Consider the following 26,305-nt stretch of genomic DNA (forward strand, 5'->3'; position numbering starts at 1 on the left):
GGTAACTCTCAGGTATAAAGGACAGAGCAAAGAACGAGGCACCGCCGGCAGCACCGGAAAGCCCGCTTCTTTTGCTCTGTTTGTTATTTCTATACGCTTGCGAGGCCAGATAATTGAAAGAGGTGAAAGGTATGTTCCCCTTAAAAAGAACCCCCTTATTCCCCGTGTATGCGAATGAACCTGGAGTGCGCTGCATCGATTTTTGCGGTTGGGAGCTGCCCGTCTATTTTACGGGCATTCAAAAAGAACATGATGCCGTTCGTCAATCCGCCGGGTTGTTCGATGTCTCCCACATGGGCGAGATCCTCGTAACAGGCACGTTTGCCGAGGCTTATCTGCAGCGGCTGACAACCAACGATGTCTCCAAATTGAAAGACGATCAGGCACATTACAGTCTGATGTGCTATCCAGACGGCGGAGTTGTTGACGATTTGCTGGTATATCGGCTGAGCGCAGACCAGTATATGCTGGTCGTCAACGCCTCCAATATCGACAAGGATCTGGAGTGGATGGACCGCCACCTGATTGGCGACGTCGTCATCCAAAATATCTCCGAGCAAACGGCTCTCCTTGCCCTTCAAGGCCCTTTGGCAGAATCCATCCTCTCCCGGATAACCGATGCTCCTCTTGCCGATTTAGTCTCATTTTCGTTCATTCCCCATGCGCGCGTATGCGGCATTCAGGCTCTTATTTCCCGTACGGGCTATACCGGCGAGGATGGATTTGAGCTCTATCTTCCCGGCATCGGCGCTCCTGATGTATGGCGGGCGCTGCTTGAGAACGGCCGGGAGCTCGGCTTGATTCCAGCCGGTCTTGGAGCCAGGGATACGCTGCGTTTGGAAGCCAGGCTGCCCTTGTACGGACAAGAGCTCAGCGCCGGGATGACGCCATTGGAAGCCGGTGTCGGGTTTGTCGTAAAGCTGGATAAGGAAGGCGATTTTATCGGAAAAGAGGTGCTGCTGCAGCAAAAGCAGGAAGGTTTACGCCGCAGGCTTGTAGGCATCGAGACGATTGACCGCGGGATCCCCCGCTCCCACTACAAGGTTTATGCAGACGGCCAATGCATCGGAGAAGTCACATCGGGCACGCAATCCCCCACCTTAAAGAGGAGCCTGGGTTTAGCCCTGTTGGATTCACGCTATGCTGACATAGGCACGAAAATCGAAGTGGACGTCCGCGGCAAACGGCTAAGGGCTCAGGTCGTGCCCACTCCGTTTTATAAAAGGGTCAATAAGTAAGATCATGCGGCATTCCCCTATCATAAAGGAGCTGAATATGATGAAGCATCGATACTTACCGATGACGGAGCAGGATCGGCAGGACATGATGGCTGAAATCGGCATGGAGTCGGTCGAGGAGCTGTTTGCCGACATCCCCGCCCCGGTCCGGTTTCAAGGAGCCTTGAATGTCTCCTCCGCCCTGAGTGAGCATGAACTATTAAAGCATACACGCCGGTTAGCAGAGAAAAATGCGGATACCGATCATTACACCAGCTTTTTGGGCGCCGGTATCTATGACCACCACATCCCCGTCGTCATTCAACACCTCATTTCCCGTTCCGAGTTTTACACGGCCTACACCCCCTATCAACCGGAAATCAGCCAGGGCGAGCTCCAGGCGATCTTTGAGTTCCAATCGTATATTTGCGAATTGACGGGAATGGCCGCGGCCAATGCCAGTATGTATGATGGCGCTACCGCTCTGGCAGAGGCCGGGGCCCTGGCATGCGGAGCAACCAAGCGAAAGCAGCTTGTCGTGTCGCGGGCGGTTCATCCCGAGGCACGGCAAACGTTACGCACCGCAGCACGGGGGTTAAACCTTGATGTCGTTGAAATCGGCTATGGGAATGGGGTAACGGATCTGGAGCAGCTTGCCTCCAATGTCTCCGATCAGACCGCAGCCGTGATTGTGCAGTCGCCCAATTTTTTCGGCTGTATCGAGGACTTACGGCCTATAGGTCCGATCATTCATGCCGTCAATGGTTTGCTTGTAGCAAGTGCCAATCCGCTCTCCCTCGGCTTGCTGGAGCCGCCGGGCGCCCTCGGTGCGGACATCGTCGTAGGCGATGCCCAGCCTCTGGGCATTCCCGCAGCACTCGGCGGACCCACCTGCGGCTTCTTTGCCGTCGCTTCGCCGTGGATCCGGAGAATGCCCGGACGAATCGTCGGCCAAACGGCGGACCGCGACGGCAAGCGCGGCTTCGTGCTTACTCTGCAGGCACGGGAACAGCATATTCGCCGTGAGAAGGCGACCTCTAATATTTGCTCCAACCAGGCGCTTCTCGCTCTATGCGCTTCCGTCTACTTATCCGTCGTAGGTAAAGCCGGTTTGCGGGAAGCCGCATGCACAAATGTGCAGAAAGCCCACTACGCGGCCCAAAGCTTTGAGCGAATCCAGGGCGTTTCCCTCGCTTTCAGCAGCCCCTTTTTCAACGAGTTCGTACTTCAGCTGCCCGATCAAACCGATATCAAAAGGCTGAATGAGGACCTGTTGTCCTACGGATTTATCGGAGGCTATGATTTGGGTACTGACTATCCGGAGTTAAAAAATCATGTGCTCGTCGCCGTTACGGAACGCAGAACCCGAGAGGAAATCGAGGATTTTATCAACCGATGGGAGGCTTTCCTATGAGCAGTGAACATTCCAGTGAACATAGCTTGGAGAAAACGGGTGGCGCAAAGCACGACCAAGCCTTGATCTTTGAGCTGAGCAAGCCGGGACGGACCGGGTATTCCTTGCCCGAATGCGATGTGCCGCAGACGAGCATCGAAGATCTGATTCCTTCGCATCTGCTGCGAGCAAAGCCGGCTCAGCTTCCCGAGGTCAGCGAGGTGGACGTCATTCGTCATTACACCGCCTTATCGCGCCGTAATTTCGGTGTCGACAACGGATTTTATCCCCTGGGCTCCTGCACCATGAAATACAATCCGAAAATCAACGAGGACGTCGCTCGCCTTCCCGGCTTTGCCAGCATTCATCCGTACCAGCCTGAAGCCTCCATTCAAGGCGCATTGGAATTATTATATACGCTGCAAAATGACTTGGCCGCTATCACCGGCATGGACCAGGTTACGCTGCAGCCCGCAGCCGGGGCACACGGCGAGTGGACCGGACTGATGATGATTCGTGCTTATTACGAAAACCGAGGCGAGCATCGGACCAAAGTCATTGTCCCGGACTCCTCTCACGGCACCAACCCTGCAAGCGCAACCGCAGCCGGGCTTGAGACCGTTACCATCCGATCCGACGCCAGGGGGCTGGTCGATCTGGGAGCGCTTCGCGCAGCGGTAGGCCCGGATACGGCCGCACTCATGCTGACCAATCCCAACACGCTCGGATTGTTCGAGGAGCAGATTGTGGACATAGCGAAAATCGTGCACGAAGCCGGCGGGCTGTTATATTACGACGGGGCCAACTCGAACGCGATTATGGGCATTACGCGCCCGGGGGATATGGGCTTCGATGTCGTTCATTTAAATCTTCATAAAACGATGAGCACTCCGCACGGCGGCGGAGGTCCGGGAGCAGGTCCGGTGGGCGTGAAGCAATGGCTGGTTCCATTCCTGCCCAAGCCGACCGTGGAACGAAAGGCGGACGGCACGTATTACTTCGACTATGACAAACCTCATTCCATCGGTCGAGTCAAAGCCTTCTACGGAAATTTCGGAATTCTCGTCCGGGCTTACACCTATATCCGCAGCTATGGTCCGGAAGGGCTTCGCACCGTATCCGAGTGCGCCGTGCTGAACGCCAACTACATGATGAGAAGGCTTGCGCCTTATTACGAGATTCCGTATGAACGCTTATGCAAGCACGAGTTCGTCATATCCGGCATAGGACTGAAAAAATTCGGTGTGCATACGCTGGATGTAGCCAAAAGACTGCTGGATTTCGGCTATCATCCCCCCACCATTTATTTTCCGCTGAATGTCGAGGAATGCATCATGATCGAGCCAACCGAAACCGAAAGCAAAGAAACGCTTGATGCCTTTATCGATACAATGATTCAAATCGCACACGAGGCCGAGCATCATCCGGAAATATTATTAAACGCCCCGCACACCACGGCCGTGAAAAGACTCAATGAGACGCAAGCGGCCCGAAAGCCTGTACTGAACTGTTCCTGCAGCTAAAAATGTTTCGATTTATACATTAATGTTCACTTGGTATCATATTCATCTTGCGGGAGTGAATAATCGTTTAGCGGGGGATGTACATGGCGGATAAAAAAATCATTTGCAGTCATGGGAGCAACGGGTTCTCAAGGAGGCGGTTTACTTCGCGCTATCTTAAGGATTCTGATTGAATAAATTCCGATAAAAAAAGCAAACCCGCCTAAAATGGCGGGTTCTCCTTTTACATGAATATGAAGTTCCTTTCTACCACCGCTGCCCGCGTTGACCCAAATCTTTGTGCTGGTCGTTTTCTCCATGCTGATTCTGATCATCATCATGCTCTTGCTTATGCTCATGATCCTCGCCTTGATTGTGGTCATAACCGTTAGGCAAAATATATCTAATTTCCGTCAGCCGCAGGTCTGCGAACGCCTTGGTACTTTGATACCCCGGTTTGTTATCTTCCCGGCATCCGCCCCGGCTTGGATCAATTCGTCGAGATGATCCAAATCCATGATCACTTCCAACGAATAAGTGATTACACTTTGATTACCCGCCAAATCCTGGGCTGCTGCCTTGACGGTGTGCGTTCCATGCCCCCATGTTATTGCCGGCGCGGTTTTGTCGATCACGACAATCAACTGCTTTGCCGGTTCGATGCTGCCCGCATTATCGATGGAACGGTATTCGACGGCATTACGTCCTTCTGCGCTTACCGTAAAGGCTCCTCCGTTGACCGTTCCCCATTCGCCTTGGTTGATGCGGTATTGCGTTTCTTTAACACCGAGCCCGTCACCGTCGGTCGCTGTTACCTTCACTTTTACATCGTCTTTATTGTATAGGCCTTCCCCGCTCAAGCCTTCCATGGCAGCTTCGGTCACCGGAGCGGTGATATCGGTGCTGATTGGTCCGTTACGACGCCTTGGATCGTCAACGTTTGGCCCGGCCGCATTTTTGCGTCAGCTATGGATACTTCAGCCGGAACAGGTGTCGGAACGGGATCCGTAGAATCGATTTTTTCAATTGCCGTTGGGTTTTTCAAACCGGGAACATTGAAGTAGGCCTCGAAAAAAAGTGCTCAATGCACAGCACGCTCAGCATCCAGATTGAGACATACTTCCTTAAATGAACTAACAGCTCATATCCTCCTATATGCTATTTGATCTCCACTCAAAATAATAGAGGGCCATTGTTTAATGACCCTTCTTTTTATATGAACATTCAATTAACATCCAGGAAATCCCTGAGAAATGACTGAATGAAAAATGCCCGGGATCCCTTGATTTATAAGGGTTCTGGGGCACTCCCGGCTCAGCCCTTAAGAAAGCCGATCAACGCTTCATTGAACTCATCCGCATGGGTTGCATTGAGTCCATGTGGGCCGCCTTTTATGACAACGAGCTGGCTTCCGGGAATCGTTTCATGTGTCCTTTTACCACTTACTTCAAACGGTACGATGGCATCTGAATCACCGTGAATGATAAGCGTTGGCACAGTGACCTTCTCCAAGTCATTGCGGAAGTCCGTACGCCCAAATGCTTCGATACAGTCCAGCGTTCCTTTAGATGATGCAAAAGCCGCCATATCACGGATGTAAACACGAAATGGCTTGCTAACCATATCGGTTTGATTCCCTGCAGCGAAAAATTTTTTGGTAAATTTGTTCAAGAACGCAATCCGATCCGATTTTACCCCATCTTGGAATACATTAATGGTAGCTTCATCGAGTCCCCCATCAGGATTATCGTCTGACTTGTAAAGGTACGGAGGAACGGCAGCGGCGAAAACGGCCTTCTCAACACGCTCGTTACCATAGGTACCTATATACCTCGCAACTTCCCCCCCGCCCATAGAGAAACCCACTAGAGTAACGTCACGGAGATCCAAATGTTCGATCAGCTTATGCAGGTCGGCTGTGAATGTATCATAGTCATATCCCTCCCATGGCTGAGACGACTTACCGAATCCTCTACGGTCGTACGTAATGACTCGATAACCGGCATCCACGAGCGCGGGAACTTGAGCCTCCCATGAACGCCCGCTAAGAGGCCAACCATGAATGAGCACAACCGGCTTGCCTGTTCCAGCATCCTCGTAATAAATCTCGACGGGGGCATTATTTTCTGTTGCAACCGTTAATGTAGCCATATCTATATTTCACTCCTATCTTCAAAATTAAGTCTTCGTCGCGCCCCACCATCCTCCATCAAGGGGATGTCGGCTTTTTTTCAAAGCTGTAAAACTGTTTTAGTAATCGGTATTTTGCTAGTATGCTTCTTCATATTTAACCTCACAATCTCCTTTTAAACCAATTCTGTTAACAGCCGAAATTGCTGAATCATATCGGGTAGTTCTTTAAGCAGACCCAAAGCTTTTTTGGGGAGTGTGTTGTTTTTTGCGTGGAATTGCAAATTGCAAAGTTTTTTCGGTGCTCAAATGTCGGGGCGGTATTATAATTAAGAGAGGGTTCAATTACTGGACCTGACTACAATGCATCCAGAGCGGGTAGAGGGAGTATAGTAATTTCCATGATAACCAATGAAAAAGGACATGTATTTTATTCCATGGAAGATGAGTTCAAGCGCCTTCAGGAGCTCGACACTTTACAGATTGTAGATACTGATTTTGAAGAGGCCTTTGATCGAATTACGTATACCGTAAGCAAAATATTCGAGGTACCCACCTGCCTGATCTCGCTTGTTACAGATGATCGGCAGTGGTTCAAATCCTGCATTGGCTTAACCGGAGATTTGGAACGAGACCGTTCCTCCGACCGGAAGTTGTCTTTTTGCCAATATGTTGTTGCCGCTAAAAACATAATTGTGGTAAACGACGCCCGTACCCATCCGTGGTTTGCCAACAATCCATTGGTGAAGGAGTACGATTTACTGTTTTATGCCGGCGCACCCATTGTTACACGACAAGGTAATATCCTTGGCTCCCTTTGTATTATCGATAACAAGCCTCGGGAATTCAGCCTCGAGCAGCAGATTCTACTTAATCATTTGAGCAGCTGGGTCGTAGCCGAGCTTGAGGTTCGCAATAAAAACCTGAGCAAGGGCATTTCGAGCCGCGGGGAAAAAATAACAGGAAAACAAGCTGCTTACAACGCCGGAGCCCTATCTTATTCCCTGGCCGAAAAGCTCGGTATATCTGAGGATGAGGCCTCGCTCTTTCGACAAGGGACTGAAGATTTGTGTGTTAATTTTTGGACTTATTACAAGAAACCATTTATCGTTTACTGGAATATTCATGAAAACCAGCTGGTGTTTGCTATTCATTTTTATTTTCCTAATGTGTACATACAGGAAACGCTTAACGAAATGCCCGGTATGGAGATGATGAAAAAAGTAATGGATGAGGTCATAACAACGGATACCGCACGAATGTATGAAGTGAGATTTCGTAAAAAAATCATGGCATAAAGGCTTGTAAGTGTCCCCTTACGGTTCTAAAGTCTGGGGAAAACGGCTATCCTATTCCGCATCAGCGGGAACAGCTTCCAAAATAACCTTATCAAAACATATAGTTAGAATATTAAAATACCCGGTAAGATCGGTCCATCCCTTGTCTCTCAAGGGATCGTTGACTACAACACCCAAAAAAAGAGACCCGCCAACGGGGCGGGTCTTAAGGTGTATATATTAAAAAGGGGGTCTTGTCACTAATAATACATGGTCAACATGTTAAACAAGTAACAGAAATATTTCATTTGTGTAACAAATTTGAAAGCGCTCCATATAGTATTGAGAATAATATTCAAATCATTGATAAAACTTCTCAAAATATTGATAAAACTTCTCAAATAGGAGATAATCTGTCCAAAACGAATGAATATCAGTCTCAATTAAAGTATTTGCCAAAATTCAGCGCTTGACGTATAATCCGGATCATAGGGGTACATGAAAGGTGAGGTGAAGTATATGTACGATTATCATCATTTACATCACGTCAAGGAACAGTCCCGGTCCAAGAAAACCTTGTGGATTACGCTGCTTTTGACTGGATTTTTTACCATAGTGGAAATCGTCGGGGGTCTCCTCTCCAATTCTCTGGCTTTGCTTTCCGACTCGGCTCACATGATATCCGACGTATTCGCGCTCGGGCTCAGCATGTTTGCAATCTATTTGGCAACCCGCCCCCCCAATGCGAGGTTTACGTTCGGGTACCTGCGCTTTGAGATTATCGCTTCTTCGATCAACGGTCTTACGCTATGCGCCATCTCGGTATGGATCTTCATTGAAGGCATCCGGCGCTTTATCCATCCGGAAGACATCAATCTGAAGCTGATGCTGACCATAGCCTCGATCGGACTTGTTGTTAATATCGTATTGACCTACGTACTAAGCCGCAGTGCGAAGGAAGAAGAAAACTTAAACATCAAGAGCGCATTATGGCACTTTATCGGAGACTTGCTCAGCTCCGTCGGGGTTATCGTTTCCGCGGTTCTGATTTATTTTACGGGCTACAAATGGTTGGATCCGCTGATCAGTATGGTGATCGGGGGAATTATTTTTACAGGCGGCGCCAAAATTGTTAAAGAAGCGTACTATATTCTCATGGAGTCGGTGCCCGAGCGCTTTCAATTGGATGAAATACGCGCATCGATTGCCCAGGTAGAAGGCGTGGAGGACGTGCACGAAATGCATCTATGGGCGATCTCCACCGACCATTATTCGCTGACCGCACATGTATTTATTGACGATAAGACCCAACCGTTCTGCATCATTCTCGCCATCAACGAGACGCTGAAGGAGAAATACGGCATTGAGCATTCCACCATTCAGATGGAGCATGCGGTCATTCATCCCCATGGGGAATACGGCAAGGAATTTCTACGGCACAAAGAAGAAATCAACGGGACGGTACTGCCGACCTAATCCGGTAACAAAGCGAAACCCTCTCCCATCCTGATGGACGGCAAGAGGGTTTTATGCTTAATTTGCGTTCTTCCGCGTATCATGGATTCGGCAATTCTGCCCATGTCATGCTGCTTAGATCTGCCGGTCAAATGTAGACATGCGTGAAATGAGCTGAAGCGGAATGCGAATTTCATGCTCATCCGGTAAAACAAAATGAGGATCAGAAGCTGCAATACGCTCCAACCGCCCGGTTTCACCAAGCTTATCCAGCATAATCCCGATCGCAAGCTTCACTTGCTCCGGATAAGGAATATCCAGAGTTGTCAAAGCAGGATGGCACATCGAAGCTACCGGATCGTTGTTAATCCCGACCATCTTCACATCCTCCGGTATTCGAACGTTACGGCGCTGAATGGCGGACATGACCGTCAAGGCCGCCATATCGTCAAAGGCCAAAATACCGATTGACCTTACTCCATCGGCCGTTTCCAGCACTTGATCCACCAATGTTTCCAAATCCGCCTCACCCAAATCGAGCATTCCGGAGATCACCACATCGGGCAGCTGCCGGATCCCTGCCGTAAAACCTATCCGGCGCTGCTCATCCGTACCAAGCGCTTTTTTCCGTCCTAAATAAAACAGACTGCGGCAGCCCTGTTCATATAAGTGCGTTACCGCTTGCATGCAGCCATCTACGAAATCCAGATTTACGGCACCCGCCGCTATATCGTTGGGCCATCCCCAGGCATTAAACAGGACGAGGGGGGTTCCATCCCCGACGATTTTCCTTGTTGCTTCCTGTGACATCCCAAGACCATGGCAGAAGAGACCGTCTACTCTTCTCTGCAGCAAGACATCAATATGGCTCTTCTCAATCTCGGGATCAAAGCCGGCAGCCGAGAAAACGGACAAATGGTATCCGTGCAAATGCACCGCCTTTTGCATTTCTTCGGCAAACCGGCCGTAATAGCCTGCAAAACTGGGTACAAGCATCCCCAATTCATACGATTTACGCCGGCTCAGGCTCGCCGCCATGACATTGCGGCGATAACCGAGATGCTCTGCCGCTTTTTCGACCTTGCGGATCGTTTCCTCCGACATCGGGACATTCCGCCGATTCAACACATTGGAGACCGTTGCAATAGAAACGCCAGCAGCTTCAGCCAGGTCAACGATGGTAATCTGGCGCTTTTTACTCATCGGCTCAGCAGCTCCCATCTCATAAAATGTAAAGCATATCGTAAACAAAATTTGAAAAAACCGCCCCTGCCGGCCAAAGCCGACAAAGGCGGTCACTCTGTTCAGCCCGGCCGTTAACCGGACTTCACTTACAGCATTACATGCCGAGCCATTTTTTGAACAAATGCTTCGTTGTATCGAGGTTGATTGCTGCGATCGAAGTCGTAAGAGGGATGCCCTTCGGACAAGAGCGCACGCAGTTCTGCGAGTTTCCGCAGCCTTCGATTCCGCCGTCGGTCATGAGTGCGTCCAGACGCTCGTGAGCGTTCATCTCGCCTGTTGGATGCGCGTTAAACAAGCGCACCTGGGATACTGCTGCAGGGCCGATGAAATCTGTCTTATCGTTCACGTTCGGACAGGATTCCAGGCAGACGCCGCAAGTCATGCACTTGGACAACTCGTAAGCCCATTGACGCTTTGCTTCGGCCATACGCGGCCCAGGACCCAGATCGTACGTACCGTCGATCGGAATCCAAGCCTTCACTTTTTTCAGAGCGGAGAACATGCGCTCACGATTGATAACCAGGTCGCGAACAACCGGGAACGTCGACATTGGAGCGATGCGAATCGGCTGTTCCAGCTTGTCTACAAGCGCTGTACAAGCCTGACGCGGCTTGCCGTTGATGACCATGGAGCAGGCTCCGCACACTTCCTCCAAACAGTTGGATTCCCAGCATACCGGCGTCGTTTTGTCACCCTTCGCATTCACCGGGTTCCGTTGAACCTCCATCAATGCGCTGATCACGTTCATGTTCGGACGGTATGCAATTTCAAATTCCTCGGTGTATGGTGCGCTATCTTGTGTGTCCTGACGGGTTACGACAAACTTAATCGTTTTGTTTGCAGTTGCAGTGGCTTCGGCCATGATTAATTTCCTCCCTTCTTCTTGTCGGTCGTATAGTCACGTTTACGAGGCGCAATGAGTGATACGTCGATGTCTTCATACTCAATTTGCGGGCCATCCGGTGTCCATTTGGCCTTCGTTGTCTTCATAAACTTCTCGTCGTTACGTTCTGTGAACTCCGGCTTGTAGTGAGCGCCGCGGCTCTCGTCACGCAGCAAAGCGCCGAGCGTCATCGCATGAGCAAGCTCAAGCATGTTCCACAACTGACGGGTATAAGCCACGCCAGGGTTGTTGAAGCGTGCGGAGTCGTTGATGTTGATGTTCTTGTAGCGCTGCTTCAGTTCATTAATCTTGTCGATCGTTTCCTGCAGCTGCTTGTTGTAGCGGACCACCGTCATGTTGTTGGTCATCCAATCGCCAAGCTCTTTACCCAGGACATAAGCATTCTCGGTACCGTTCATCTTCAAGATGCCTTCGTACTTATCGGTGTGATGCTTCGTCCAACGGTCGAACACAGAAGAAGAAATGTCTTCCGCATGCTTATCCAAGCCTTTAATATATTCGATAGCCTTCGGACCGGCAACCATACCGCCGTAGATCGCGGACAGCAGCGAGTTTGCACCCAAACGGTTCGCACCGTGGTACTGATACTCGCACTCGCCTGCGGCGAATAAGCCAGGAATGTTCGTCATTTGATTATAGTCTACCCACATACCGCCCATCGAATAGTGAACGGCCGGGAAAATCTTCATCGGAATTTTGCGCGGGTCGTCGCCCATGAACTTCTCATAGATCTCAATGATCCCGCCCAGCTTAACGTCCAGCTCTTTTGGATCCTTATGGGACAGGTCAAGATAAACCATGTTTTCGCCGTTAATGCCAAGCTTCTGGTCAACGCACACGCTGAAAATTTCCCGCGTCGCGATATCACGAGGCACCAGGTTTCCGTACGCAGGATATTTCTCCTCAAGGAAGTACCAAGGCTTGCCGTCTTTATAGGTCCACACGCGTCCACCTTCACCGCGTGCCGATTCGGACATCAGACGAAGCTTGTCGTCGCCCGGAATGGCTGTCGGGTGAATCTGGATGAATTCGCCGTTAGCGTAATATACACCTTGCTGGTACACTGCGCTCGCCGCCGTACCTGTATTAATAACGGAGTTGGTCGATTTACCGAAGATGATCCCAGGGCCGCCTGTCGCCAAAATAACCGCATCCGCGCGGAATGTGTTTACTTCCATGCTGCGCAGATCCTGACCGGCAATACCGCGGCATACGCCGTCATCGTCCAATACCGCACCAAGGAACTCCCAATGCTCATATTTCTTAACCAGACCTGCCGTCTCCCAACGGCGTACCTGCTCATCAAGCGCGTACAGCAGCTGTTGACCCGTTGTGGCACCGGCAAATGCCGTACGAGAGTGCTTGGTTCCCCCAAAACGACGGAAATCCAGCAGACCCTCCGGAGTACGGTTAAACATAACGCCCATCCGGTCCATCAAATGGATGATACCGGGTGCCGCTTCACACATCGCTTTAACAGGCGGTTGGTTCGCGAGGAAGTCCCCTCCATATACCGTATCATCAAAGTGTTCCCACGGGGAGTCGCCTTCCCCTTTTGTATTTACCGCTCCGTTGATACCGCCTTGGGCACACACGGAGTGGGAGCGTTTGACTGGAACCAGGGAGAACAAGTCTACGTGAACTCCGGCTTCGGCCGCTTTGATGGTGGCCATCAAGCCTGCCAGACCTCCACCGACTACAATAATTTTCGAATTCGCCATGATCGTCCGCCCTCCTTAACCTTTAGCCATTTGCGGCACTTGCTGGAATGATGGATCCATGAATGCCGTCAATGACAAGATAAACATGATGGACATGATAACAAAAACGCCCATCCAAATATAAGTAGATACTCGCTGTGCACGCGGACCAACCGTAATTCCCCAGCTCACAAGGAAGGACCACATTCCGTTGCTGAAGTGGAATACGGCTGCGATAACACCAATAACGTAAAATACGAAATAAACGGGATTGACTACAATACCGTGCATGTGTACGCCGATTTCACCTTGCTCTACCGCACCGATCGCAATCTGAAAGCGAGTTTGGAAAAAGTGCCACGCCACGAAAATAAACGTGATTACGCCGGTCACCCGCTGCAGGAAAAACATTTGGTTACGGAAATAACCGTAGTTGGACACGTTGTTGCGTGCTGTGTAGGCTACATACAGACCATAGATGGCATGGTATGCCAGCGGAATCCAGATCCCGAAAATTTCCAGGAATAGAACCAACGGCAGCGAGTGCAGCCAATACACTTGCTCCATAAAGCCTGCGTGTCCACCGCTGAACGCTTTGTAATTCGTCAGCAGGTGCTCGATCAGGAAGAAACCTACCGGAATGACACCCAGCAATGAATGAAGCTTTCGAGAAAAATACGAGTTCTTAAACATTAGTAATTCGTTCCCCCCTTAAGGTCAAAGCTTGTCACTATTTCGTCAAAACCATTTATCATTGTACTCCCGCATACAAGGAGCGTCAACAGAAAACGCTACAACTATTTTCCATGAATCGACATTCTTTTATGCAGAATACGGTGAAATATGTGAACAGGAAGTGACATATACATAGTACTCTTGAATCGCTTATAATGGAAGTGCGGATTTTTTATATACCGTTATAACAATATTGCATATGCAAAAAGGAGATTGCTCTCTTTATGGAACTCATTGATGTTTTCGCAGCCGTTGTCGAGCAGCAAAGCTTGAATAAAGCCTCTCAGCTGCTGAATATATCGCAGCCTGCGCTCTCGCGCAAAATCATGCGCCTCGAGGAGGAGCTCGGCGTCGAATTGTTCAAGCGCATAGGCAAGCGTCTTGAGCTGACCCGCGCTGGAGAAATCACCTATGATTACGCTCTTGAGCAGCAGCGGCTTGAACGCAAGCTGCACGAAGCGCTGCAGGCATACAAAACCGGCGTGCAGCCTGCCAGCATGATCATCGGAGCGAGCTTAACCACGCTGCAGTCTACGCTGCCTGACCTGATTACCATGTACATGCGGGAATACCCGAACACCGATATTAAGGCGGTCACCGGCAAAACCCATGAAATCGTGCCGCTGGTTAAGGAAAGAAAAGTAGACATCGGTGTCGTCGCCTCCAAAATCGAAGACACGGCCCTTACCTGCGTACCCTTGTTCGACGACCACCTATGCCTTGTGCTGCCGGACGGCCATCCTTATACCGGCAAGCCGGAGCTTAAGGTCCATGATCTTCACGAGCTTCCGATGATCCTGTTCTCGCGGGGCACCTGGTATCGTGTCCTCATGGACGAGATTTTCCACCGCTATGCGGTCCATCCCGACGTCAAAATGGAAATCGATTCGTTCGAAGCCATTACGCGTCTGGTTTCCACCTGCAATGCGGCCACATTGCTTCCGGAATCCTACCTGCGCCATAATTTAATGGAAAATAACCAATTGACCGTACGCTTTATACCGGAGCTGAAGCAAACAAAAAGAACGACCTCTCTGCTGTATACAGAGGATGCCGTTCTTCAGCCTTCTATCGGTTTGTTCATTGATCAAGCGGTACGTCATTACCAGCCCGAAAGAATGACGGGCGATTAACTCTCAGGGTTAACTCACCCCGGCCCATGGAAATAAACCGTCTCAGCCGATGGTAATTTTACCTTCAGGGTAACGGTACAGCTCCTTTTCCGGTTTCGTTCCCAGCGCATAAGCCAGGGTCAACGGTCCCAGCCGCCCGGCGAACATCGTTAGGGAAATCACGACTTTGCCAAATTCGGTGAGCTGGGGGGTTAGCCCCATGCTTAAGCCGACCGTGCCGAAAGCGGAGGTCACCTCGAACAAAATAACCAAGAAGGCATGATCCTCCGTCGTGGAAAGCAGCATGGTGATAAAGACGACCACAAAAATAGCGAACATGGTCAGCGTAATCGCTTTAAGAATGCGGTCTTTACCAAGCCGGTGCCGGAACATCACGATGTCTTCCTTTCCCCTGACCATCGTGATGAGCGCTCCGATCAATATGGCAAAAGTGGTCGTTTTGATACCGCCTCCCGCAGATCCCGGAGATGCTCCGATAAACATGAGAATGATGATAAAAAACTGCGAGGCTTGCCTCATTTCGGAGATGTCCACCGTGGTCACTCCGGCGGAACGGGGGGTCACCGAGTGAAGCAAGGAAGCCAGGATTTTACCGGAGGTGTCTAAAGCTCCGAAGGTTCTGGCATTGGTAAATTCAAAGATCAGCAGTCCTATGAATCCGACCACCGTCAGCATTCCTGTAATGGTGAGCACAACCTTGGAGTGAAGCGACAGCTTTCGGGTTTTCTGATACTCCAGCAAATCGGCGATAACAATAAAACCGATCCCGCCAAGCACGATCAGAACGACCGCAACCAAATTGACAATCCAATCGCCGGTCAGATGCGACATACTGCCGAACGGCTTGTGAATCCCGCCAAACAAATCGAATCCTGCATTATTAAATAATGAGATGGCATGATAGATACCGAAATACACCGCTTGGGAAAACTCCATATCGAACGACCAACGGAGCGTAAAGATCACAGCCGCCACAAGCTCAATCGTCAGGGAATAAAAAATCACTTTTTTGATTAACCGGACAATGCCTTCCATGCTGCCTTGATTCATCGCGGCCTGAAGCACCAGTCGCTCCTTTAATGAAATCCGGCGTCTGAAAACAAGCGCGATCAGCGCCGCCATCGTCATGAACCCGAGTCCGCCGATCTGAATCATAGCAATCAGAACAATTTGACCGAATGTAGAAAAATAAGTGCCGGTATCTACTAATACAAGTCCGGTAACACAAGCTGCCGACGTAGCTGTAAATAAAGCGTCCAGATAGGCCATCGGTTCCCCGCTTCTCGTAGCTATCGGGAGTGACAGCAGAACGGATCCGACTAAAATAATCAAAGTAAACCCAAGCGCCAAAATTTGCGGCGGCGAGAGCTTCATAACTCCAAACCCAGGTTTCAAGCCTTGGCACGTCCCTTCTGTTTCACAACAGGTATCAATAAAGCTCTCCGCACACTAGCGAATGACTTCATTCTCGAACGTTTCGATCTGTTCGTTTGTTCCGATCACAACCATAACGTCACGCTCTTCAAAGGTATCCGCCGCAGTAGGCGCAATGATGACACCGTTCTTTCGATTGATCGCCACGACGCTGCAGCCGTAACGAGCCCTGGGATCAAGCTCCTTTAACGTCCGGCCGGCAAGCCTTTTGGGTACGGCAAGCTCCGCAATCGTGTAGTCATCGGAGAGCTCAATGTAGTCAAGCAGATTTGGAGAAACGAGCTGATGGGCTACGCGGATCCCCATATCCCGTTCAGGATAAATAACCCGGTCTACGCCGATTTTATTCAGCACTTTCCCGTGAAGCTCCGAAAGCGCCTTGGCTACAACGGTTTTTACCCCCATATCCTTAAGCAGAATCGCCGTAAGAATACTGGCTTGAATATCGTCGCCGATCGCTACCACGACGCAATCGAAATTCCGGATGCCCAACGACCGAATGACCTCTTCATCCGTCGAATCCGCTACCACCACATGAGTCAGCTTATCGCTCATCTCCTCCACGGCTTCTTCATCCATATCGATGCCAAGCACCTCATGACCCAATTTCAGAAGCTCCACGGCAAGGCTTGAGCCGAAGCGCCCTAATCCAATGACTGCGTACTGCGTGTTTTTCATACTTCCGTTTCCCCTAACCAATCGTAATTTTTCCTTCCGGATATCTGTACAATTCCTTCTCTGTCTTCGGTCCCAGTGCATAAGCCAGCGTCAGCGGACCCAAGCGTCCGATAAACATGGTCATCGCGATCAGGACCTTGCCGAGATCCGACAAATCCGGTGTTAACCCCATCGACAAGCCTACCGTTCCGAAGGCCGATGTCACTTCAAACAAAATCATCAGGAACGAATGATCCTCCGTTGTAGAAAGAATCATCGTGATGACGATGACCAGCGCCAAAGCAATCATCGTAATCGAGACGGCCTTTAGAATCCTTTCTTTGCCTAACCGGTAACGAAAGAGCACAATGTCTTCCTTCCCGCGGATCATCGCTATCATCGCGCCGATCAGCGTGGTAAAGGTCGTCGTCTTGATCCCCCCGCCTGTAGAGCCGGGAGAAGCCCCGATAAACATCAGGATAATGATAAAAAACTGCGTCGCTTGCCTGAGCCCGGCAATATCAAGCGTATTGGCTCCGGCTGTCCGCGGTGTAACGGATTGAAAAAGCGAGGCGAGAATTTTACCGGACCAGTCCAGCGGAACTAGCGTCCGTGGGTTCGTAAATTCAAAGATGAATATAATGATCGCTCCGATTCCGATCAAAAAACCGGTAGCGCTAAGCACCACTTTAGAATGAAGCGTAAGCCTTTTGTTTTTTCGGTAGTCCATGAGATCCGATAAAACGAAGAAGCCGATGCCTCCCAATATGATGAGTCCCATGGAAACTACATTGATGACTGGATCAGACGCATACGCAGTTATGCTGCTGAATTTCCCCGTTACCGGCCCAAAGAGATCGAATCCGGCATTATTGAAGAAGGAGACGGCATGAAACATGCCATAGTAAGCCGCTTTGCCGGGACCCAGATCAAACGACCACCGAACGGCAAAAATAACGGCAGCCGTAAACTCAATCGTAAGCGAATATACGATCACCTTGCGGATTAACCGCACAATACCCTCGATGCTGCTTTGGTTCAGCGCTTCCTGCAAAACGAGCTTTTCTTTAAGCGAAATGCGTTTTCTCAAGGCAAACGCGAACAAGGTAGCCATGGTCATAAATCCGAGCCCGCCGACCTGGATCAGCAGCATGATGATGACCTGTCCGAACACGGAAAAATAAGTGCCCGTATCTACAACGACGAGTCCGGTGACACAAGTAGCCGAAGTAGCAGTGAACAATGCATCCAGGAAAGACAGGGACTCACCGCTGGCCGAGGATACGGGAAGCGTAAGCAGAATGGAGCCGATCAAGATAATGACGGCGAAACCGACGACCAAAATTTGCGGCGGCGTTAGTTCAATCTTCTTGGTGATGACTTTCATGGTTGCACCCCTGTTTACGGTTTCAGGCAACAAAAAAGACACTGGAAACCCAATGTCAAATTAAGGTTCCTGTAATTCAAGCCTACGAGGTTAGCTGACGGATTCGGATGTACAGGCACCCTATCAGCGGCTCACAACCGCTGAATTCACCCCTAAACTCATGGTTCCCCCGTTTTCCTAAAGAAATTCGGCTCGTTATTCAATTGATATGAATTATAATCCTCTTTTCATTGAAGTACAAAGCCTTTTTTCACCTAAATGCACCGGATTTCGCAGAATTACGACATGTGTAAGCGCTTTTTTAGGTATGGTGCTTCGCTTTACTGAATAATGCCCCTTATAGCTTTTGTTATCATTGGATTTGCCGATGGAATGTATGTTACTTTTAAAGAATAGACTGTTATTATCCACTTTCTTTAAGGAGTCTTTCATGCCGAATCGACTAAAAGAACCCCCTCTGCTGCTTTTGGCTGTCCTTGGCTTGATGCTGTACCTCGGCGTTACGTTTGCCTCCGCCTTTACGGACGAGAACCGCTCCCTTGAAGACGATGCCGCAGGCCTGCCTGCCGTTACAAAGCAGCAAGCGGCGGATGCCGCAATGCGTTTTGTGCGCGGCCGCTTCGCGTTGGGACAAGAAGTACAAGCCCATACCTTGTACCAATCCTATCCGGTCCGCAACGGTTATTTGCAAAAAGAGCAGCTGTACGATGATTACAAAGAAAAGTATGAAGAGCAATTTCCTCTCGAATATTATGAGGTCGAGATCAACGACATGGAAAAAAGCGTAACGTACTATGTCGCTATCAACTATAAAAGCCTTACCGTGTTCGGATTCTCGAAGAGCCGATCCGCAGCCGCCAAAAGCGAATCCGTTAGCGCGCCGGATGCCGAACCGATGAAGCAGGCCCATGAAATCATGCGGGAGATGGGCTACGACCCGGTGGAATTTACGCCGGCAGACGAGTCTGGACGAGCCGGGAATGGAAACCTTATTTTCCGCAGCAAAACGGAGCGAATCGGTGAAACGCCGTTGGAGCTTCACATGAAAGTGACAGACCGCCGGATCACTGCGTTTGAGCCGTTATTTCCCATTCCGGATGATTATATTGTCTGGCAGGAAGGGCAGGACCGTCGTTCCGCTCTGATGACGCGAATCAGCATGGGCATCTCGCTTGTGATGACACTCTCAGCGTTTATTGTCATCATAAGGAGCCGTCGTGAAATCCGCTATACACGAGGTGCGCTGCTTACGTTTTTCTTTCTTGCGATTTATATCGCCAACAATTTTAATATGATGCCTGCTTTCCGGACGATGCACGGGAACGGACCTTCCGAACCGGGGGCCCTGTTTACCTTGTGGTTTACCCATATCTTTGTCGGGCTTATGGCCGTTTCGACGTATTTGGCCTTGAGTGCGGGACGCAAGCTGTGGCTTGACCGCGGATGGAATCCTTGGCCGGTATGGCGGGATTCGGTATTCGGCAGAGAGGTGTGGAAAGCGGCGGAACGGGGTTATTTACTTTGCTTGTTCATTCTGGGATTGCAGCAAACCATGTTTTTTGTCGCCACCGAAGCCTTCGGCGTATGGACGGTCAGCGACCCGACAGACTCTGTTTACAACATGCTATATCCCGGTATTTTCCCGTTGATGGCGTGGGCGGCTTCCATCTCCGAGGAGGCGATTTACCGGCTGTTGGGCATAGCTCTTATGCTTAAGCTGACGCGCAGCCGTTTCCTGGCCGTGCTTTTGCCGAGTGTCATTTGGGCCATGAGCCATACCCAATACCCCATATATCCGGTATATACCCGATTGGTTGAGGTGACGGTCATCGGATTGATTTTCGGCTATGTATTCTTGAAATATGGTTTTCTTACCGCCTTGTTCGCTCATGCTTCGATGAACAGCATCCTGATGGGACTCTCGATCATGCTGATCGGAGAGCCCGGACAGGTGGCTGCCGGAGCAGCTTATTTGGCGGCGCCGTTGGCCGTCGGCTGGATACTGTCACGGCTGCACGCCAGATTCAATCGCCGGCCCCCATCGTTTCCCCGGCCGAGTCCATTGCCTGATCCGAATCCGGACTCTGGCTCTGGCCGTTTAACGCCGTTATGATTTGCTCCGCGAGCTTGGCGCCGATACCAAGAGGCTTAAAGTCTTCGGGCTTGGCCTCTTTTATTTTTTTCAGAGAGCCAAAATGCTTCAGCAGCGCCTTACGTCGCTTCTCCCCAATGCCGGGAACAGAATCCAGCTGGGATACGACCATCGACTTGGCTCTGGTTTCCCTGTGGAAGGTGATCGCAAACCTGTGCACCTCGTCTTGGATACGCTGAAGCAAATAAAATTCCTGGCTGTCGCGCGGCAGAGGCACGACCTCGGCAGGATCTCCCATGAGCAGCTGCGCGGTTTTGTGCTTGGCGTCTTTGACCAAACCGCAAACGGGGATAAATAGTCCCAGCTCATTCTCCAGCACGTCTACCGCAGCAGCGATATGCCCCTTCCCGCCGTCGATAACCACGAGGTCGGGCAGCGGCAGGCCTTCCTTGAGCACCCGTTCGTAGCGGCGCCTTACGACCTCGCGCATCGTTTCATAGTCATCCGGCCCTTTTACCGTGCGTACTTTGTACTTGCGATATTCTTTACGGTCCGGCTTGCCGTCCGTAAAAACAACCATTGCCGAAACGGGGTCCGAGCCTTGAATGTTGGAGTTATCGAACGCTTCGATACGCCGTACGACGCCCGTGCCCAAATAGTGACCCAGGTTCTCGACAGCCTTGACCGTACGCTCGGTGTCCCGTTCAATCAATCGGAATTTTTCTTCTAAAGCAACCCGGGCATTCTCGCAGGCCATGTCCACCATGTTTTTCTTTAACCCCCGGCGCGGAATGTGCACCTTCAACTTCAGCCAGCTTTCCAGCGCTTCTTTGACATCCACTTTGGATTCGGAAGCCTGTTCTTCCGCTTCGGCATCAGAGGATACAGCTTGATGCTCCGCATGCTCGGCAATCTCTCTTTCCCCCTCCTGCGCCTGCCCCGCTCCCCATGCCGGCAGGAATATCTCCTTTGGCAGCGCCGGATTCTCGCTGTAGTACTGCGTTACGAACGAAAGAAAATCCTCATCTGCCTCCCCATAGTACGGGAAGAGGGATGCGTGGCGCTCGATCAGCTTCCCTTGGCGCATGTACATAATTTGCACGCACATCCAGCCTTTGTCTACGGCATAGCCGAACACGTCACGGTCCACCGTATCCGTTGTCGTAATCTTCTGCTTTTCCATTACAGCATCGATTTGCAGAATATGATCGCGGAATTCCTTGGCCCGCTCAAAGTTCAGCTCCTCTGCCGCTTCGTTCATTTTACGGGTCAGCTCCAGCTTAATGGCTTGGTGTCCGCCGTTTAGGAATCGGCTGATTTCATTCACCATCTTGTCATACTCAGCCTGCTCCACCTCGTATTCGCAAGGCGCGATACATTGTCCAATATGATAATACAAACATACCCGGTCCGGCAGCGTCTTGCATTTGCGCAGCGGATACAGTCGGTCCAGCAGCTTCTTGGTCTCCTGTGCCGCAAAGGCGTTCGGGTAAGGGCCGAAATATTTGGCTTTATCCTTCAATACCCTTCGCGTCACCTCGAGCCGCGGATGCTTTTCATTCGTAATTTTAATATATGGAAACGATTTGTCGTCCTTCAGCAGAACGTTATATCGCGGAAAATACGTTTTGATCAGGTTGGCCTCAAGAATGAGCGCCTCCACATTGCTTGCCGTAACAATGTATTCAAAGTCGACGACCTCATTGACCATCAGCTGCGTCTTCACGGTATGGCTGCCGGTAAAATAGGACCGCAGCCGGTTGCGCAGCACCTTCGCTTTGCCGACATAGATGACGGTACCATCCCGGTTCTTCATCAAATAGCAGCCGGGCTGCTCCGGTACGAGCGACAGCTTGGTTTTGATGGCTTCCAGCGTCTTCTTCCGGGCCTGCGGGTCCCGGGTTCCCCCTTCGTATTCGGTCACCTGCGCTCCTCTCCTTTCCATAACAAAAAAGCTCTTTTTCAGCATAGCAGAAAAAGAGCTTCTTCGTCACCTTACATACCGGCTGCCAAATTATTGATGGCGGCTCAGTACGTTTTTCAGCGCGTCCTTGGACTGGAAGCCGACAACCTTGTCAACCGGCTGTCCGTCCTTGAACACGATCAGCGTAGGGATACTCATAACGCCGAAACGGGAAGCGGACTCCGGATTGTCATCCACGTTCACCTTAGCGATTTTTACGCTGTCACCGATTTCTTTATCCAGCTCCTCAAGTACAGGAGCGATCATTTTGCAAGGACCGCACCAAGGAGCCCAGAAGTCTACTAAAACTGTACCGGATCCTTCTACTTCGTTAGTAAAGGATTGGTCAGAAACATTTACGATTGCCATGATTTATATTTTCTCCTTTCGGTTTGGTATGTCAACATGTAAAGTATACCACATCACAGTCCTTTTTCAACCGCAGCAAAGTTTGCATAATTGTCACTTTCACATTCTTTACAATCGCTTTGAAAGTTGGGTATACTATTTTTATATATGCACCCCGGCTCATGCCGAAGGAGGAAAGGTACATGAACGATCCGAAACATCCGGAGCTGCACGTGTACGAAGAAGGACGCGACGATTTGATGGATACGGCCATGGGCTTCGGCGTATTTTTTATCGTCCTTTTCGGAATCGCGGTAGTGGCCACTGTTATCTCCATGTTAGTGAAGTAATTTCTTCATCAGGCAAGCTTTCCAAAGCCAAAAGCCCTGCTCGACGCCTTATTACGCGAGCAGGGCTTTTTTATTTGCGATGAGATAAGGAGCGGGATTAATTCTCCCCCCGCTTATTCGTTCCGTTCACCATAACCACCTCGACGAAATGCCGAATGCGGTCCATAATCCTCTGTCCTTTGTATTCCTCGTCTCCATCCTTGGTGGTGAAGCTAAAATGCTTCTCCAGCGAGGCTAAATCCAGGTTAGAGGTAAAGAAAGTCGGCTTGCGGTTCATCCGGTAATTAAGTATGGCTCCCATCACGTGGTCGCGCAGCCAAGGGTTTAGATTCTCCGCGCCGATGTCATCAAATACCAGCAGATCCGTTTCCTTCAGCACATCGATCGTTTCCTTCAGCTTTAGCGGCTCCTGGAACATCGACTTCAAATCCTCGGCAAAATCGGGCATGTACACAATAGCTCCCGTATACCCGTCCTTGGCCAGCTCATAAAGCAGATAGCACATGAGAAAGGTTTTGCCTGTTCCAAACTGACCTGCCAGATAAAGCCCCGTCGACTGCAGCCCGTTTTCCCGCGCCCGAAAAATATAATCCATCACCTGTCCGACCGCCTCTTCACGATCAGGGTCCTTACCTAATATCTCCAATGACGAATAGCCTTCCGATAGCGCGCGCTCATCGACATAAAAGCTGCGAATCCGGCTGCGAACCGCCTCTTGCGTTGACCTTGCAACAAACTTTTTGCAGGCGACCTTCTGATCGTGGACGCGTGTTCGATCCTCCGAAGATTCGACCGTTACTATTGAGTAATGCCCTTCAAGGTCGTTTGGACAGCGGTCCAGGCCCGGACAATTAGAACAGTTATTATATTCTGTCACATATTGGTGCAGCTTGTTCAAATTCAGCTTCATCGTCTGATGATCCAGCCCCGGATATTTATGCCTCAGCTTGACGATGAGCGGGTCCGCAGCCACCAGCTGCAGCTTTTCATCCGCCTGTTTTAGCAGCTGGCGTCCCTGCACACCGCGCAGCAGCTCTCCCAACGATTCCACCGGCTCCACCTCCCCATGGTTTCCGATTCACTCTTAAGCCTTATGCACAAGCCTATCGCTGCCCGTCAAGCTGCTGAGCCTTTCTACGGAGCTCCTCCCGTTGGGCTTCCGTTAGCCGTTTGGCGGCCGGCGCGTCCTTGACGATCGGAATGACCGGCTTTTGACGCCCCGCTGCCCGGCCTCCCCTTGCCGCTGCAGCACCCCTGCCGCTTGTGCCTTGTGCATTTCTGGACGCTTTCTTGTCCGTATATTTCACCTGCTCGCGAATATATTGCACCGCTTGTTCAAATGAGCTTACCTGCTTGCCCAGCATGTCCGTCACGCTAAACTCAATGGACGTCCTTGACCAGGATCGTTTATTTACGTAGATATAATGAATGAGTACGTTGATCACTTCTTCGCTCAATCCGTAATTCAAATCCACCTTGGCCAGCGTATCGAGCAAACCGTCCGGCACCGAGCCCTTCGAGAAAATTTTCTCTAACAGGAAGGTATAAGGCTCATTGCGCAAAATGTAATTGTACTGATGCTGATTGCATTCGCCTTGGAAAATATCGGGCACGTCCAGATAATATTCCATTTCGACGATTTTGTCCTCCGATGGACGGCCGCCCTCATTGCCATCGCGGTTCGGTTCTACCTGCTGATCGGTCATTCTGGCCAGCAGACGGGTACGGTCGTCGCTTCGTTTCTTATCCGCCCGGAATACCTGGTTCGCCTTATGCTGGAGCAGCTCAAGATGAATCCTGCCCTCTTCATCAAACACGCCGTCCTCATCCAGCAAACGACAAACATCCGTAAGGTATAAATTATATTTTTTTGCCACAAAATTAATTGTCGCCATCTGCTCTGTTTCGTACTTGAGCCTTTCGACATACTCCCGATTTAAGGACTCACGGGGAAAATGCATAATGATTTCGGCATACTGATAGCCTTTGTACATAACTTCAGGCTTGGCTTCCGCAGGTTCAGACGCTGCAGACTCAAAGAAAGCCTGCTCCAGCTCATAATCGACAACCTGCGTGTTGAGCCGAAACAGCTCGTAGAAGGGGACGGATAAATTCTCCGCGTTAGCATCCTTCAGTTCTTCAGGCTCCGGCTGTACCAGCTCGTCCCGCAGCGCAAAGACCGCATACTTGCCGACCTTATCGCGCAGCAGCAGCGTCAGATGCTGATTGCGGAAAAATTCCGCCGGTGTTTGAGGTGCATACAAGGTATATTCATATACATAATCCTCCGAAGCCGCCGCAAACCGGCGCGAGGTCTTCAGAAGCCCTACCGCTTCAAGACGCGAGGTCTGCTCGATAAAAAGCTGCCTGCCCCGCTCCCCCGCCTCCAGCCCCAACGCCAAAAACAGCTTGCGCTGCTGCTCCACCTCGGAGCAGCCAGCCTTATCGGCCGGCAGCTGCTGAAACAGCGTGTGGTATATGCTTAAAGCATATGCCCCGATCATGGGCTGATAAACGGCGGTCAGCATCTTGTAATCCAGGCTGCTCAACGCGAAATCCCGTACGACATAGAAACGGTGATATTCGGAAAAATGCAGCAAATTGGTTATTCGCATTCGTTCAAAGCTCCATCCGTGTTGCGAGTCTTACCCTTCATTTTACCACAGGAATCGACAAGATGTGTAGATGAAAAAGAAGGCTTTGCGTGGGTTGGCGGAGTTTAAGTACCCTATGGTGTTTGTTGGCGTTCCGCTGCGAGCTCGTGTTAACTGCCTCCGGCCGCTGCACGACTCTCCACTCCACTCCAAACCACCAAAAAACGTAAGCCCCGCCAAAATGGCAGGGCCTATAGGGGAATAGGTAGAAAAATCAAAGGCATCAAAAAACTAGAAAGCTTAAAACATTTTGTAGCCTTTTTGACGAAGAGATTTGATTGTGGAGCCGCTGACAACGGCGCCGATCAGTCCGCCGATGGCAGGGATATAATCGACGATCGAGTACTCCGCCAGGTTGGCGCCAAGCGAGCCGGTACCCCATTCCCAATAAATGACCAAACCGATGACAAGCACAATATATCCGTAAATGGGAAACCAAGTCGTTTTCATCAGCATGTTTAGAATAAAACCGAGTCCGAAAAATAGCACGAACAACAGCATCGTGACGATAATCAATTGAAGCAAGCCGGACAGCCCCTTTCTTTTCGTACATAACGCAAGCTTATCCATTTCATTTTATAATAAACGGTAGGTCCCGGTAAAGGGAGAGAAGCTGTCATAGAGGACTTCGACACAAATCGTTCGCTGTTTTGTCACGGTCTGTCATTTGCCCTTTACAACCGTTTTCGCTACAATGGTACAAGCGACCTCAAATTTACATAACCCATT

The 26,305-nt window shown here is 50.4% G+C and carries 22 protein-coding genes and 1 riboswitch; of the genes, 8 read left to right on the forward strand and 14 right to left on the reverse strand.

Going from position 1 to position 26,305, the window contains the following annotated elements; genetic code table 11:
* The first annotated feature begins 131 nt into the window (after positions 1 to 131).
* From gcvT to gcvPB, 3 genes are read left to right on the forward strand one after another with little or no spacing between them, the layout of a single operon-like run.
* Positions 132 to 1,238, forward strand: coding sequence for a glycine cleavage system aminomethyltransferase GcvT (gene gcvT / locus ACZYR9_RS14345; protein ID WP_488979176.1), 1,107 nt, complete (start codon positions 132 to 134; stop codon positions 1,236 to 1,238).
* Between the two features lie 40 nt (positions 1,239 to 1,278).
* A complete protein-coding gene (gcvPA, locus tag ACZYR9_RS14350) occupies positions 1,279 to 2,631 on the forward strand; it encodes an aminomethyl-transferring glycine dehydrogenase subunit GcvPA (RefSeq protein ID WP_488979227.1) in 1,353 nt (450 codons plus the stop codon).
* Positions 2,628 to 4,133 carry an aminomethyl-transferring glycine dehydrogenase subunit GcvPB gene (gcvPB, locus tag ACZYR9_RS14355; protein ID WP_488979177.1) on the forward strand — a complete coding sequence of 502 codons (1,506 nt, stop codon included), beginning with the start codon at positions 2,628 to 2,630 and terminating at the stop codon, positions 4,131 to 4,133. Before gcvPA ends, gcvPB begins: the two co-directional genes overlap by 4 nt.
* A 392-nt stretch (positions 4,134 to 4,525) precedes the next feature.
* Here the strand turns inward: gcvPB and ACZYR9_RS14360 are convergent, their stop codons facing one another.
* Both ACZYR9_RS14360 and ACZYR9_RS14365 read right to left on the reverse strand, forming a co-directional pair.
* On the reverse strand, positions 4,526 to 4,981 hold the full coding sequence (locus ACZYR9_RS14360) for an OmpL47-type beta-barrel domain-containing protein (RefSeq protein WP_488979178.1): 456 nt from the start codon (positions 4,979 to 4,981) through the stop codon (positions 4,526 to 4,528).
* A gap of 445 nt (positions 4,982 to 5,426) precedes the next feature.
* On the reverse strand, positions 5,427 to 6,263 hold the full coding sequence (locus tag ACZYR9_RS14365; RefSeq protein ID WP_488979179.1) for an alpha/beta fold hydrolase: 837 nt from the start codon (positions 6,261 to 6,263) through the stop codon (positions 5,427 to 5,429).
* A gap of 380 nt (positions 6,264 to 6,643) precedes the next feature.
* Between ACZYR9_RS14365 and ACZYR9_RS14370 the strand changes: the two genes are divergently transcribed.
* Entirely contained in the window at positions 6,644 to 7,540 is an 897-nt protein-coding gene (locus ACZYR9_RS14370; protein WP_488979180.1) for a GAF domain-containing protein, read from the forward strand.
* Between the two features lie 498 nt (positions 7,541 to 8,038).
* Positions 8,039 to 8,995 (forward strand): cation diffusion facilitator family transporter, encoded by a 957-nt coding sequence (locus ACZYR9_RS14375; protein ID WP_488979181.1) that lies wholly within the window; start codon positions 8,039 to 8,041, stop codon positions 8,993 to 8,995.
* Positions 8,996 to 9,109: 114 nt separating this feature from the next.
* Here ACZYR9_RS14375 and ACZYR9_RS14380 read toward each other — a convergent pair whose 3' ends face one another.
* The 4 genes from ACZYR9_RS14380 to ACZYR9_RS14395 all read right to left on the reverse strand — a co-directional run bounded on the left by ACZYR9_RS14380 (position 9,110) and on the right by ACZYR9_RS14395 (position 13,516).
* Positions 9,110 to 10,177, reverse strand: a complete 1,068-nt coding sequence (locus tag ACZYR9_RS14380; RefSeq protein ID WP_488979182.1) for a LacI family DNA-binding transcriptional regulator — start codon at positions 10,175 to 10,177, stop codon at positions 9,110 to 9,112.
* Between the two features lie 136 nt (positions 10,178 to 10,313).
* A complete protein-coding gene (sdhB, locus tag ACZYR9_RS14385; RefSeq protein WP_488979183.1) occupies positions 10,314 to 11,081 on the reverse strand; it encodes a succinate dehydrogenase iron-sulfur subunit in 768 nt (255 codons plus the stop codon).
* A gap of 2 nt (positions 11,082 to 11,083) precedes the next feature.
* Positions 11,084 to 12,844: a succinate dehydrogenase flavoprotein subunit gene (gene sdhA / locus ACZYR9_RS14390; protein WP_488979184.1), complete on the reverse strand. Its 1,761-nt coding sequence runs from the start codon at positions 12,842 to 12,844 to the stop codon at positions 11,084 to 11,086.
* A 15-nt stretch (positions 12,845 to 12,859) separates the two neighbouring features.
* Positions 12,860 to 13,516 carry a succinate dehydrogenase cytochrome b558 subunit gene (locus ACZYR9_RS14395; protein WP_488979185.1) on the reverse strand — a complete coding sequence of 219 codons (657 nt, stop codon included), beginning with the start codon at positions 13,514 to 13,516 and terminating at the stop codon, positions 12,860 to 12,862.
* Between the two features lie 266 nt (positions 13,517 to 13,782).
* On the opposite strand from ACZYR9_RS14395, the gene ACZYR9_RS14400 reads away from it, so the two are divergent.
* On the forward strand, positions 13,783 to 14,691 hold the full coding sequence (locus tag ACZYR9_RS14400; RefSeq protein ID WP_488979186.1) for a LysR family transcriptional regulator: 909 nt from the start codon (positions 13,783 to 13,785) through the stop codon (positions 14,689 to 14,691).
* Between the two features lie 42 nt (positions 14,692 to 14,733).
* Here the strand turns inward: ACZYR9_RS14400 and ACZYR9_RS14405 are convergent, their stop codons facing one another.
* The 3 genes from ACZYR9_RS14405 to ACZYR9_RS14415 all read right to left on the reverse strand — a co-directional run bounded on the left by ACZYR9_RS14405 (position 14,734) and on the right by ACZYR9_RS14415 (position 18,169).
* Positions 14,734 to 16,065, reverse strand: coding sequence for a TrkH family potassium uptake protein (locus ACZYR9_RS14405; protein WP_488979228.1), 1,332 nt, complete (start codon positions 16,063 to 16,065; stop codon positions 14,734 to 14,736).
* Positions 16,066 to 16,140: 75 nt separating this feature from the next.
* The gene (locus ACZYR9_RS14410; RefSeq protein ID WP_488979187.1) at positions 16,141 to 16,803 is read right to left on the reverse strand and encodes a potassium channel family protein; all 663 of its coding nucleotides are present in this window, start codon (positions 16,801 to 16,803) and stop codon (positions 16,141 to 16,143) included.
* Positions 16,804 to 16,816: 13 nt separating this feature from the next.
* Positions 16,817 to 18,169 carry a TrkH family potassium uptake protein gene (locus ACZYR9_RS14415; RefSeq protein WP_488979188.1) on the reverse strand — a complete coding sequence of 451 codons (1,353 nt, stop codon included), beginning with the start codon at positions 18,167 to 18,169 and terminating at the stop codon, positions 16,817 to 16,819.
* A gap of 64 nt (positions 18,170 to 18,233) precedes the next feature.
* A riboswitch (cyclic di-AMP (ydaO/yuaA leader) is annotated at positions 18,234 to 18,372 on the reverse strand.
* Between the two features lie 227 nt (positions 18,373 to 18,599).
* Here ACZYR9_RS14415 and ACZYR9_RS14420 point away from each other — a divergent pair.
* Positions 18,600 to 20,282 (forward strand): CPBP family glutamic-type intramembrane protease, encoded by a 1,683-nt coding sequence (locus ACZYR9_RS14420; RefSeq protein WP_488979189.1) that lies wholly within the window; start codon positions 18,600 to 18,602, stop codon positions 20,280 to 20,282.
* On the opposite strand, the gene uvrC is transcribed toward ACZYR9_RS14420, so the two are convergent.
* Together uvrC and trxA are read right to left on the reverse strand one after the other, a co-directional pair.
* Positions 20,194 to 22,206 (reverse strand): excinuclease ABC subunit UvrC, encoded by a 2,013-nt coding sequence (gene uvrC / locus ACZYR9_RS14425; protein WP_488979190.1) that lies wholly within the window; start codon positions 22,204 to 22,206, stop codon positions 20,194 to 20,196. The two genes, ACZYR9_RS14420 and uvrC, sit on opposite strands and share 89 nt — an antisense overlap.
* Before the next feature lie 69 nt (positions 22,207 to 22,275).
* Positions 22,276 to 22,593, reverse strand: coding sequence for a thioredoxin (trxA, locus tag ACZYR9_RS14430; RefSeq protein ID WP_488979191.1), 318 nt, complete (start codon positions 22,591 to 22,593; stop codon positions 22,276 to 22,278).
* A gap of 182 nt (positions 22,594 to 22,775) precedes the next feature.
* Here trxA and ACZYR9_RS14435 point away from each other — a divergent pair, with 182 nt between their 5' ends.
* Positions 22,776 to 22,922: a YqzM family protein gene (locus ACZYR9_RS14435; protein ID WP_210022340.1), complete on the forward strand. Its 147-nt coding sequence runs from the start codon at positions 22,776 to 22,778 to the stop codon at positions 22,920 to 22,922.
* Positions 22,923 to 23,019: 97 nt separating this feature from the next.
* Here the strand turns inward: ACZYR9_RS14435 and zapE are convergent, their stop codons facing one another.
* From zapE to ACZYR9_RS14450, 3 genes are all read right to left on the reverse strand, one after another.
* Positions 23,020 to 23,973, reverse strand: a complete 954-nt coding sequence (gene zapE / locus ACZYR9_RS14440) for an AFG1/ZapE family ATPase (RefSeq protein ID WP_488979192.1) — start codon at positions 23,971 to 23,973, stop codon at positions 23,020 to 23,022.
* A gap of 52 nt (positions 23,974 to 24,025) precedes the next feature.
* Positions 24,026 to 25,537 (reverse strand): replication initiation and membrane attachment family protein, encoded by a 1,512-nt coding sequence (locus ACZYR9_RS14445; RefSeq protein ID WP_488979193.1) that lies wholly within the window; start codon positions 25,535 to 25,537, stop codon positions 24,026 to 24,028.
* Between the two features lie 279 nt (positions 25,538 to 25,816).
* Entirely contained in the window at positions 25,817 to 26,101 is a 285-nt protein-coding gene (locus ACZYR9_RS14450) for a YuiB family protein (protein WP_488979194.1), read from the reverse strand.
* Positions 26,102 to 26,305 lie beyond the last annotated feature (204 nt).

The organism is Paenibacillus sp. F024 (assembly GCF_057814255.1).

Bases quoted from the DNA above. Each gene is read 5' to 3' on its own strand.
- gcvPA (WP_488979227.1), top strand. From the start codon at position 1,279: ATGAAGCATCGATACTTACCGATGACGGAGCAGGATCGGCAGGACATG.
- ACZYR9_RS14395 (WP_488979185.1), bottom strand. From the start codon at position 13,516: ATGTTTAAGAACTCGTATTTTTCTCGAAAGCTTCATTCATTGCTGGGT.
- ACZYR9_RS14410 (WP_488979187.1), bottom strand. From the start codon at position 16,803: ATGAAAAACACGCAGTACGCAGTCATTGGATTAGGGCGCTTCGGCTCA.
- ACZYR9_RS14435 (WP_210022340.1), top strand. From the start codon at position 22,776: ATGAACGATCCGAAACATCCGGAGCTGCACGTGTACGAAGAAGGACGC.
- gcvPB (WP_488979177.1), top strand. From the start codon at position 2,628: ATGAGCAGTGAACATTCCAGTGAACATAGCTTGGAGAAAACGGGTGGC.
- ACZYR9_RS14380 (WP_488979182.1), bottom strand. From the start codon at position 10,177: ATGAGTAAAAAGCGCCAGATTACCATCGTTGACCTGGCTGAAGCTGCT.
- ACZYR9_RS14375 (WP_488979181.1), top strand. From the start codon at position 8,039: ATGTACGATTATCATCATTTACATCACGTCAAGGAACAGTCCCGGTCC.
- gcvT (WP_488979176.1), top strand. From the start codon at position 132: ATGTTCCCCTTAAAAAGAACCCCCTTATTCCCCGTGTATGCGAATGAA.
- ACZYR9_RS14400 (WP_488979186.1), top strand. From the start codon at position 13,783: ATGGAACTCATTGATGTTTTCGCAGCCGTTGTCGAGCAGCAAAGCTTG.
- sdhA (WP_488979184.1), bottom strand. From the start codon at position 12,844: ATGGCGAATTCGAAAATTATTGTAGTCGGTGGAGGTCTGGCAGGCTTG.
- ACZYR9_RS14405 (WP_488979228.1), bottom strand. From the start codon at position 16,065: ATGAAGCTCTCGCCGCCGCAAATTTTGGCGCTTGGGTTTACTTTGATT.
- ACZYR9_RS14415 (WP_488979188.1), bottom strand. From the start codon at position 18,169: ATGAAAGTCATCACCAAGAAGATTGAACTAACGCCGCCGCAAATTTTG.
- ACZYR9_RS14365 (WP_488979179.1), bottom strand. From the start codon at position 6,263: ATGGCTACATTAACGGTTGCAACAGAAAATAATGCCCCCGTCGAGATT.
- ACZYR9_RS14445 (WP_488979193.1), bottom strand. From the start codon at position 25,537: ATGCGAATAACCAATTTGCTGCATTTTTCCGAATATCACCGTTTCTAT.
- ACZYR9_RS14370 (WP_488979180.1), top strand. From the start codon at position 6,644: ATGATAACCAATGAAAAAGGACATGTATTTTATTCCATGGAAGATGAG.
- uvrC (WP_488979190.1), bottom strand. From the start codon at position 22,206: ATGGAAAGGAGAGGAGCGCAGGTGACCGAATACGAAGGGGGAACCCGG.
- sdhB (WP_488979183.1), bottom strand. From the start codon at position 11,081: ATGGCCGAAGCCACTGCAACTGCAAACAAAACGATTAAGTTTGTCGTA.
- ACZYR9_RS14360 (WP_488979178.1), bottom strand. From the start codon at position 4,981: ATGGAAGGCTTGAGCGGGGAAGGCCTATACAATAAAGACGATGTAAAA.
- ACZYR9_RS14420 (WP_488979189.1), top strand. From the start codon at position 18,600: ATGCCGAATCGACTAAAAGAACCCCCTCTGCTGCTTTTGGCTGTCCTT.
- trxA (WP_488979191.1), bottom strand. From the start codon at position 22,593: ATGGCAATCGTAAATGTTTCTGACCAATCCTTTACTAACGAAGTAGAA.